Here is a 10,005-nt window from a genome sequence, read left to right as displayed (position 1 = left end):
ATTCCGTGAAGAACCTTTTTTATGGGTGCGCTACAACGGCTTAGCCGTTGAACACATCATCCACGCTTTGCAGCGGGTAGTGCTTCGGATACGGCAGGGTGGCCACGCCGGTCTCGATCGCAGCTTTGGCCACGGCGTCGGAGATCAGGGTGATCAGGCGCTTATCCATTGGTTTCGGGATGATGTACTCACGACCGAATTCCAGCTTGATGCCGCCGTAGGCGTCGCACACTTCCTGAGGAACCGGCAACTTGGCCAGTTCGCGCAGGGCATTGGCGGCCGCTACTTTCATTTCTTCGTTGATGCGCTTGGCGCGAACGTCCAGGGCACCACGGAAGATGAACGGGAAGCCCAGTACGTTGTTGACCTGGTTCGGGTAGTCCGAGCGGCCGGTGGCCATGATCACGTCGTCACGGGTGGCGTGGGCCAGTTCCGGGGAGATCTCCGGGTCCGGGTTGGAGCACGCGAACACGATCGGGTTGGCCGCCATGGACTTCAGACCTTCAGCGCTCAGCAGGTTCGGGCCGGACAGGCCAACGAACACGTCTGCACCGTCGAGGGCGTCAGCCAGGGTACGCTTGGAGGACGGATGCGCGAACATCGCCTTGTACTGGTTCAGGTCGGTACGCTCGGACTGCACAACGCCCTTGCTGTCGACCATGTAGATGTTTTCCAGCTTGGCGCCCATGCTCACCAGCAACTTCATGCAGGAGATGGCCGCAGCGCCAGCGCCCAGGCAAACGATCTTGGCTTCGCCGAGGGTTTTGCCCGCGATTTCCAGGGCGTTGATCATGCCGGCCGCGGTAACGATCGCGGTGCCGTGCTGGTCATCGTGGAAAACCGGGATGTCGCACTGTTCGATCAGGGCCTTTTCGATCTCGAAGCACTCAGGTGCCTTGATGTCTTCCAGGTTGATGCCACCGAAGGTGATCGAGATGCGCTTTACGGTGTCGATGAAAGCCTGCGGGCTCTCGGAGTCGACTTCGATGTCGAATACGTCAATACCGGCGAAGCGCTTGAACAGCACGCCTTTACCTTCCATGACTGGCTTGGAAGCCAATGGGCCGAGGTTACCCAGGCCCAGGATCGCGGTGCCATCAGAGATCACTGCAACCAGGTTGCCTTTGCCAGTGTACTTGTAAGCCAGTTCAGGATCGCGGGCGATTTCACGTACGGGCTCGGCAACGCCAGGGCTGTAGGCCAGCGACAGGTCGCGGGCGGTGGCAGTGGCCTTGGTGAGCTCTACACTCAGCTTTCCTGGACGAGGATGGGCATGATATTCGAGAGCGGCAGTTTTCAAATCAGACATATCGGCATTCCGCTTTTACTGTTGGTCGACGGACCGCCGAGGATACGCGTGTCGCAAAGTCCCCACAAGACTGGGCAGTCACAGGTGTCAAGGGCCCTGCCCTACGACTTTTGGCCAAGAGCCACGGGATACAAGGGCTTAACTGTTCACAATCGCCATAAAAAATGTCTACAATTTTTTCTTACGGCGCCCGCCCAAGCATGCCGGGATCGGTCAGTGGCAATAGCCAGCGTGCCTGGCCGTTTTTCAGGCCACCGCGTCGGGAACGGTCCAGCACCCAGCCGCGGGCTTCGATGAACTGACCCTGCAAACCGTTTACCCACGCGCTGTCGAACGAGCCCACCAGATTGGGTGCAATGCGTAATACCAGTGAACCCTGCAATTCAATCCAGATCCCGCCGCGATTGCGCTCGATGTTGCTCACCTGGCCGCTGACCACGGCAAAACCCGAGCGCTGGATCTTCGCCGCATCGACCACCGGTGATTGGCGCCACACCCCCACCCCGGCCTGTCGGGCGCTGCGTTCGGCAGCTTGCTGGCAGGCAACCAACTCCACGTTCGGTGCGACCGCCACCTGGAAACCGAGACCTTCGGCGAGCAACTGCGCCTCCAGGTTCGCGCCGTTGGCGCCGTAGAGATGGGCCAGGGTGCGCCCGTAACGGTCCTTGCTCTCCCGGCCGGGCACCACGCCTACTCGCCCGCCGCTTGCATCCACCAAGGCTTGCAAGCGCTCGCGAGCGGCCACGGCGAAGGGCTCGTCAGTGCGTCCCTTTTTGCCGGTTTCCGGAGCATTGACGCCGATCATCCGCACACTGCGGCCGTCCTTGAGGCGCACGGTGTCGCCATCCACCACCCGTTGCACGTCGAACGTGGCCACGGACGAGGGCGCCGGGCAGAACACCTCGGCCTCGGCGGGCGCCAGCCAAATCGCAGACACAAAAAAGGCGCCCGCAAGGGACGCCTTCTTTATCAACATAGAAAAGCCAAACAGGCTTTTCAAGCCGATCGCCTTACTCGGCTTCTGGAGCTGGAGCAGCAGTTTTAGCTGCGCCGAAAGCACCGAAACGGGTCTTGAAGCGATCAACACGGCCGCCAATATCCAGAGTCTTCTGCTTACCGGTGTAGAACGGGTGGCACTCGTTGCACACGTCGATTGGCAGTGCTTTGCCGAAAGTCGAACGGGTTTCGAACTTGTTACCGCAGCTGCAGGTAACGTCGATGGCAACATAGTTTGGGTGGATATCGGCTTTCATGGTGTATTCCTCAGGCTAGCGTGCCGCCAATCAACACTATTGTTGAATACCGCACGTAATTAGGCCGCGGATTCTACCAGACCTTTTTAAACGCGCAAGAAGCACTTCAGCCCCTTTCATCAGAAAAGCGCGCCATACCCAAGGCCCTGTGGGCACCGCACTTGCCCGCGATGCAGGCTCGGCGGTCACTCAAGCGCACCGTGCCGATACTCGCGCGGGCAAGCCCGGCTCCCACATCCACCGCCGGTCTGCTAGGCTCCCGCCCTTCTTCGCCGCCCGTCATATGAGAACCCCCGCGTGCCCGACGCCATTTTGCGCCTCGCCCTGCCCTCGCCCCTGCGCCGCCTGTTCGATTACCGGGCACCTGCCGGCGTATTGCGGTCGCAGCTGCAGCCAGGCATGCGCGTGCGGGTGCCGTTTGGCCGGCGGGAGATGATCGGCATCCTGGTAGAAGTTGCCGATCACAGCGAAGTGCCCGCCGAGAAGCTCAAGCCCGCGGTGGCCATCCTCGACACCACGCCGCCGCTGCCACCGGCACTGTTCAAGCTGTGCCTGTGGACCTCGCAGTATTACCAGCACAGCCTGGGCGACACCTTGAGCTGGGCGCTGCCGGTGCTGTTGCGCCAGGGCGAGCTGGCCGAGGCCCGCCAGGAGCGTTTCTGGTCGATGGTGCCGGGCGCGCGCATGGACGACCCGCGCATCGCCCGTGCCCCGCGCCAGCGTGAAGCCCTGGCGACACTGGCCCAGCATCCCCACGGCGTCGCCCATCAGCTATTAAGCAAGCTGATGCTGAGCAAGGACAGCCTGGATTTGCTGCTGGCCAAGGGCTTGGTGCAGGTAGAGATCCGCAAGCACGCCCCCGGCGAGCGCCACGAACATTGGCTGGCCCAGCCGGAACTGCCGCTCAACCCGGAACAACGCGCCGCCTACGAGGCGATTCGCGCGGGTTTCGACACTTTCCATGCGTTCCTGCTGGCCGGCGTCACCGGCAGCGGCAAGACCGAAGTCTATTTGCAGTTGATCCGCGAAACCCTCGAAGCCGGCAAACAGGCGCTGGTGCTGATCCCCGAGATCAACCTCGGCCCGCAAACCCTGGCCCGTTTCGAGCAGCGCTTCAACGCGCGCATCGCCCTGGTGCACTCAGCGGTCAACGACCGCGAGCGCCTGGAATCCTGGCTCGCGGCCCGGGACGGCGAGGCCGACATTATTATTGGTACCCGTTCGGCGCTGTTCACCCCGATGAAAAATCCCGGGCTGATCATCATCGACGAAGAACACGACGGTTCCTATAAACAGCAGGAAGGCCTGCGCTACCACGCCCGCGACCTCGCGCTGGTGCGCGCCCGCCAGGAAAACATCCCGATTGTGCTGGGTTCGGCCACGCCGTCTCTCGAAAGCCTGCATAACGCTTACACCGGTCGCTACGGCCTGCTGCGCCTCAACGAGCGCGCCGGCGGCGCCAAGCAACCCCGCTTCCTGCGGCTGGATGTAAAAAGTCGCCCGCTGGACAGCGGCATTTCCGGGCCGATGCAGCAAGCCATCGGACAAACCCTCGCCGCCGGCCAGCAAGTGCTGGTGTTCCTCAACCGCCGGGGCTTTGCGCCCACCTTGCTGTGCCATGACTGCGGCTGGATGTCCGAGTGCAACCGCTGCGATGCGCGAATGACCGTACACCAGCGCTCCGGCGAGCTGCGCTGCCATCACTGCGGCCATGTGGAACGGGTGCCGCGTCACTGCCCACAGTGCGGCAAAGTGGACTTGCGACCGGTGGGCGCCGGCACCGAGCGCGCCGAGGAACGACTGGGCATCCTGTTTCCGGATTACCCCGTATTGCGGGTCGACCGTGACAGCACCTCGCGCAAGGACGCGATGAATCAGCTGTTCGCCACGATCCAGAAGGGCCAGCCCTGCATCCTGGTAGGCACTCAGATGCTTGCCAAGGGGCATCACTTCCCACGGGTGACCCTGGTGTCGATCCTGGACGCCGACGGCGGGTTGTTCTCCGGGGATTTCCGCGCCAGCGAGCGCATGGCCCAGCTGATCGTGCAGGTCGCAGGCCGTGCGGGGCGGGCCGAAGAGCCAGGCAGGGTGATCATCCAGACCCACCTGGCCGACCATCCGTTGCTGATTCAACTGACGGAACAAGGCTACTTTGCCTTCGCCGAACAGGCCTTGAGCGAACGCCGCTCCGCCGGTTTACCGCCGTTTGCCCATTTGGCGCTGCTGCGAGCCGAAGCCCACAAGCCGGGGCAAGCCGAAGGTTTCCTGGATGAGGCGTGCAGCGTGGCTGAACGTTTACTGGGCGAGCTGGGTCTGACCGGCATTGAACTATTGGGCCCGGTGCCAGCACCGATGGAACGCCGCGCCGGCCGTTACCGCGCCCAGCTACTCTTGCAAGCCAGTGCCCGCGCCCCGCTGCACCGTTTATTAAGCAGTTGGTTACTTGCCCTGGAGCAAATGCCCAGCGGTCGCCAAGTGCGATGGTCGCTGGATGTGGACCCGGTAGATTTGTATTGATCGTTAGATAGCTATCACAGGCCAGCCGGCTCCCACATGGAAAAGTATTCACCTGCCCAAATGTGGGAGCGGGCTTGCCCGCGATGAGGCCCGCAGGTCCGCCGAAGAGTCTGAACGGTTGGCAAGCCCGCCCTCCCCACGGATAATGCCCAGTTTTTCCACCTGCGCATCGCGCGCCACCGCTTGCGGTCGAAAGAGAACACGATGAAAGACACCATTCGCCAGCTGATCCAACAAGCCCTCACCCAACTCGTCAACGAAGGTGTGTTGCCTGAAGGCCTGACGCCGGCGATCCAGGTGGAAAATACCCGTGACAAGACCCACGGTGACTTCGCCAGCAACATCGCGATGATGCTGGCCAAGCCCGCAGGCCTGAAGCCACGGGACCTGGCGGAAAAAATCATCGCCGCGCTGCCGGCCGACCCGCAGGTGACCAAGGCTGAAATCGCCGGCCCTGGCTTTATCAACTTCTTCCAGAACACCCAGGCCCTGGCCTCGCGCCTGGATGCAGCCCTGGCCGACGCCAAAATCGGCGTGCGCAAGGCCGGCCCGGCACAGCGCGTAGCCATCGACCTGTCGGCACCGAACCTCGCCAAGGAAATGCACGTGGGCCACCTGCGCTCCACCATCATTGGCGACGGCGTGGCGCGGGTCCTGGAGTTCCTGGGCGACGACGTGATCCGCCAGAACCACGTGGGCGACTGGGGCACCCAGTTCGGCATGTTGATGGCGTACCTGCAGGAAAACCCGATCACCAGCAACGAGCTGTCGGACCTGGAGAACTTCTACCGCGCCGCCAAGAAGCGTTTCGACGAATCCGAAGCATTCGCCGACCGCGCCCGTGGCCTGGTGGTCAAGCTGCAAGCCGGCGATGCCGAATGCCTGGAGCTGTGGGGCCGCTTCCGCGAGATCTCGCTGTCCCACTGCCAGGAAATCTACGAGCTGCTCAACGTCAAATTGACCATGGCCGACGTGATGGGCGAAAGCGCCTACAACGACGACCTGATCAACGTGGTCAACGACCTCAAGGCCAAGGGCCTGCTGGTTGAGAGCAACGGCGCCCAATGTGTGTTCCTCGAAGAGTTCAAGACGGCCGACGGCGACCCGCTGCCGGTGATCATCGTCAAGGCCGATGGCGGCTACCTCTACGCCACCACCGACCTGGCGGCCGTGCGCTACCGCAGCGGCGTGCTGAAAGCCGACCGCGCCCTGTATTTCGTTGACCAGCGCCAGGCCCTGCACTTCCAGCAAGTGTTCGAAGTGGCGCGCCGCGCCGGTTTTGTGACCCACCCGATGCAGATGGAACACATGGGCTTCGGCACCATGAACGGCGCCGATGGCCGCCCGTTCAAGACCCGTGACGGCGGCACCGTGAAGCTGATCGACCTGCTGAACGAAGCCCAGGACCGCGCCTACAACCTGGTGAAAGACAAGAACCCGGAGCTGGCCGAAGCCGACCTGCGCAACATCGCCCGCGTGGTAGGGATTGGCGCAGTGAAATACGCCGACCTGTCCAAGCACCGCACCAGCGACTACAGCTTCAACTTCGAACTGATGCTCAACTTCGAAGGCAACACCGCGCCGTATCTGCTTTATGCCTACACCCGGGTGGCCGGCGTGTTCCGCAAGCTGGGCAAGGACTTCAGCGAAGTCGAAGGCCAGATCAACCTTGAGGCGCCACACGAGCAGGAACTGGCCGCCAAACTGGCGCAATTCGGCGAAGTGCTGAACAGCGTCGGCGAAAAAGGCACCCCGCACATCCTCTGCACCTATTTGTACGAAGTCGCCGGTTTGTTCTCCAGCTTCTACGAGAACTGCCCGATCCTGACCGCAGACGACGAAGCCCAAAAGCAGAGCCGCCTGCGCCTCGCCGCACTGGCAGGTCGGACCCTCAAGCAAGGCCTGGAGCTGTTGGGCCTGGAAACTCTGGAGCGTATGTAAGTTGGCTGCCAAGAAAAAACCTGCACCCAAGCGCGGCGCCAGCCGCTACCAGGCACCGGCGAAGAAACCTATCCCGGGCTGGTTGTGGATGGCGATCGGCCTGACCGTCGGCGCGTTTGTCGTGTTCCTGATGAAGCTGGACCCGGGCAAGGGCGATGACGTCAAACGGGTCAAGCAAGAGCAGCAGAGGGCTACGAAAATGGCCGAAGCGAACAAGACGCCTCCTAGCCCGACTGCCCCCGTGAAGCCGAAATACGACTTCTACACGCTGCTGCCGGAATCGGAAGTGATCGTGCCGCCGGACGCCGTGCCGGAGAAAACCCTGCCGACGCCGCAGCCTGTGCCGACCACACCGGTTACCCCGGCGGAAGCGGCGAAAATCGACACCGCCCGGGCCCAGGCCGCACTGGCCGGGATTACCCCGCCGCCACCGCCGCCAGTCGCCACCACCAAGGCAGCGCCGGTGACCAAGTTCTTCCTGCAGGCCGGTTCGTTCCCGAAACAGGCGGATGCAGACCGCGTGCGAGCGCAGATTATTCTGTTGGGGCAGGCGGTGACGGTAGAGTCGGGCACGGTGAAAGACGCAACCTGGTACCGCGTGCTGGTGGGGCCGTTCAGCAACCGTGAACAGCTGACCGTCGCTCAGAAACAACTGGCGGGCGCAGGGTTTAGTAACCTGTTGTTACAACAACGCCAAAGCCGCTGATCGGCCCCGACTCCGAGGTCACAGCAGATCAAATGTGGGAGCCGGGCTTGCCCGCGATGGCGGTGGAACAGTCAATATTTTCGGTGACTGACCCACCGCCATCGCGGGCAAGCCCGGCTCCCACATTGGTTTTCATTGTATTTAAAACCTCGGTTCACACAGATTCACCACTCGTCCGCCCTCCCGTCCTACAGTTGAAATCCCCCCCGCCACCCCCATATGAGTTCCATCAGGGCATTTTCGCCCCGCAGCGTGGAGACTCTCCCCTTGACCACCATCGTTTCAGTTCGCCGCCACGGCAAAGTCGTCATGGGCGGCGACGGCCAGGTTTCACTTGGCAATACCGTGATGAAAGGCAACGCGAAAAAAGTCCGTCGCCTGTACCACGGCCAGGTCCTCGCCGGTTTTGCCGGCGCCACCGCTGACGCCTTTACCCTGTTCGAACGTTTCGAAGGCCAACTTGAGAAGCACCAGGGCCACTTGGTCCGCGCCGCCGTCGAGCTCGCCAAAGAATGGCGCACCGACCGCTCCCTCAGCCGCCTCGAAGCCATGCTGGCCGTCGCCAACAAAGACGCGTCCCTGATCATCACCGGCAACGGCGATGTGGTTGAGCCCGAAGAAGGCCTGATCGCCATGGGTTCCGGCGGAGGCTATGCCCAGGCCGCGGCCAGCGCACTGCTGAAGAAAACCGACCTGTCGGCCCGGGAAATCGTCGAGACGGCCCTGGGTATCGCTGGCGACATCTGCGTCTTCACCAACCACAACCTGACCATTGAGGAGCAGGACCTCGCCGAATAAGCCGCCGGCTTATTCCCGCTTGAGGACCGCCAATTACTATGTCCATGACTCCCCGCGAAATCGTCCATGAACTCAATCGCCATATCATCGGCCAGGACGATGCCAAGCGCGCCGTTGCCATCGCCCTGCGTAACCGCTGGCGCCGGATGCAACTGCCCGAAGAATTGCGCGTTGAAGTAACCCCCAAGAACATCCTGATGATCGGCCCGACCGGTGTCGGTAAAACCGAGATCGCCCGGCGCCTGGCCAAACTGGCCAACGCGCCGTTCATCAAGGTCGAAGCCACCAAGTTCACCGAAGTCGGCTACGTGGGCCGTGACGTCGAGTCGATCATTCGCGACCTGGCTGACGCTGCCCTGAAGCTGCTGCGCGAACAGGAAATGACCAAGGTCAGCCATCGCGCCGAAGACGCCGCCGAAGAACGCATCCTCGACGCCCTGCTGCCACCGGCACGCATGGGTTTCAACGAAGATGCAGCGCCGAGCTCGGATTCCAACACCCGCCAGCTGTTCCGCAAGCGCCTGCGTGAAGGCCAGCTGGATGACAAGGAAATCGAGATCGAAGTCGCCGAAGTGTCCGGCGTCGACATCTCCGCACCGCCTGGCATGGAAGAAATGACCAGCCAGTTGCAGAACCTGTTCGCCAACATGGGCAAGGGCAAGAAGAAAAGCCGCAAGCTCAAGGTCAAGGACGCACTGAAACTGGTGCGTGACGAAGAGGCCGGACGCCTGGTCAACGAGGAAGAACTCAAGGCCAAGGCCCTGGAAGCGGTGGAGCAGCACGGCATCGTGTTTATCGACGAGATCGACAAGGTGGCCAAGCGCGGCAACTCCGGTGGCGTCGATGTGTCCCGCGAAGGCGTGCAGCGCGACCTGCTGCCGCTGATCGAGGGCTGCACCGTCAACACCAAGCTGGGCATGGTCAAGACCGACCACATCCTGTTTATCGCCTCCGGTGCGTTCCACCTGAGCAAGCCAAGCGACCTGGTACCGGAGCTGCAAGGCCGCCTGCCGATTCGGGTTGAGCTGAAAGCGCTGACGCCGGGCGACTTCGAGCGCATCCTCAGCGAGCCCCACGCGTCGCTGACCGAGCAATACCGCGAGCTGCTGAAAACCGAAGGCCTGGCCATCGAGTTTTTGCCGGACGGTATCAAGCGCCTGGCGGAGATTGCCTGGCAGGTCAACGAGAAGACCGAGAACATCGGCGCCCGTCGCCTGCACACCCTGCTTGAGCGTCTGCTGGAGGAAGTGTCCTTCAGTGCCGGCGACATGGCGGGCGCGCAAAATGGCGAGGCGATCAAGATCGACGCCGACTACGTCAACAGCCACCTGGGCGAATTGGCGCAGAACGAAGATCTGTCTCGTTATATCCTGTAAGGCTTACGCAGGAACCGCTCTGCTTTAATGTGGGAGCGGGCTTGCTCGCGAAGGCGGTGTATCAGTGTCAGATGTGCTGGCTGACACACCGCCTTCGCGAGCAAG

Annotated in this window: 8 protein-coding genes; 5 read left to right on the top strand and 3 right to left on the bottom strand. The window is 62.3% G+C overall.

The genetic code is table 11. The annotated features are described in order from the left end of the window. Positions 1 to 40: 40 nt before the first annotated feature. The 3 genes from HX855_RS03240 to rpmE all read right to left on the bottom strand — a co-directional run bounded on the left by HX855_RS03240 (position 41) and on the right by rpmE (position 2,562). Complete coding sequence (locus tag HX855_RS03240; protein WP_177088680.1) at positions 41 to 1,309, bottom strand: malic enzyme-like NAD(P)-binding protein; 1,269 nt, start codon at positions 1,307 to 1,309, stop codon at positions 41 to 43. Positions 1,310 to 1,490: 181 nt separating this feature from the next. Further along, a complete protein-coding gene (locus HX855_RS03235; RefSeq protein ID WP_177088681.1) occupies positions 1,491 to 2,285 on the bottom strand; it encodes a thermonuclease family protein in 795 nt (264 codons plus the stop codon). Positions 2,286 to 2,319: 34 nt separating this feature from the next. Beyond that, positions 2,320 to 2,562, bottom strand: coding sequence for a 50S ribosomal protein L31 (gene rpmE, locus HX855_RS03230; RefSeq protein ID WP_076018081.1), 243 nt, complete (start codon positions 2,560 to 2,562; stop codon positions 2,320 to 2,322). Positions 2,563 to 2,859: 297 nt separating this feature from the next. Here rpmE and HX855_RS03225 point away from each other — a divergent pair, with 297 nt between their 5' ends. The 5 genes from HX855_RS03225 (at position 2,860) to hslU (ending at position 9,900) form a co-directional block, all read left to right on the top strand. Further along, positions 2,860 to 5,079, top strand: coding sequence for a primosomal protein N' (locus HX855_RS03225; RefSeq protein WP_177088682.1), 2,220 nt, complete (start codon positions 2,860 to 2,862; stop codon positions 5,077 to 5,079). Between the two features lie 204 nt (positions 5,080 to 5,283). Beyond that, positions 5,284 to 7,020: an arginine--tRNA ligase gene (gene argS, locus HX855_RS03220; protein WP_177088683.1), complete on the top strand. Its 1,737-nt coding sequence runs from the start codon at positions 5,284 to 5,286 to the stop codon at positions 7,018 to 7,020. Between the two features lies 1 nt (position 7,021). Further along, the gene (locus HX855_RS03215) at positions 7,022 to 7,726 is read left to right on the top strand and encodes an SPOR domain-containing protein (protein WP_177088684.1); all 705 of its coding nucleotides are present in this window, start codon (positions 7,022 to 7,024) and stop codon (positions 7,724 to 7,726) included. Positions 7,727 to 7,993: 267 nt separating this feature from the next. Continuing rightward, on the top strand, positions 7,994 to 8,524 hold the full coding sequence (gene hslV, locus HX855_RS03210) for an ATP-dependent protease subunit HslV (protein ID WP_003209323.1): 531 nt from the start codon (positions 7,994 to 7,996) through the stop codon (positions 8,522 to 8,524). Between the two features lie 38 nt (positions 8,525 to 8,562). Further along, positions 8,563 to 9,900: an ATP-dependent protease ATPase subunit HslU gene (hslU, locus tag HX855_RS03205; protein WP_177088685.1), complete on the top strand. Its 1,338-nt coding sequence runs from the start codon at positions 8,563 to 8,565 to the stop codon at positions 9,898 to 9,900. Positions 9,901 to 10,005: the final 105 nt, after the last annotated feature.

This window comes from Pseudomonas sp. IPO3778 (assembly GCF_013386825.1).
In the GTDB taxonomy this organism is placed as follows: Bacteria; Pseudomonadota; Gammaproteobacteria; order Pseudomonadales; family Pseudomonadaceae; genus Aquipseudomonas.
The sequence above is the reverse complement of the archived record's forward strand: the minus strand, read 5'-3'. Positions and strand labels throughout refer to the sequence as shown.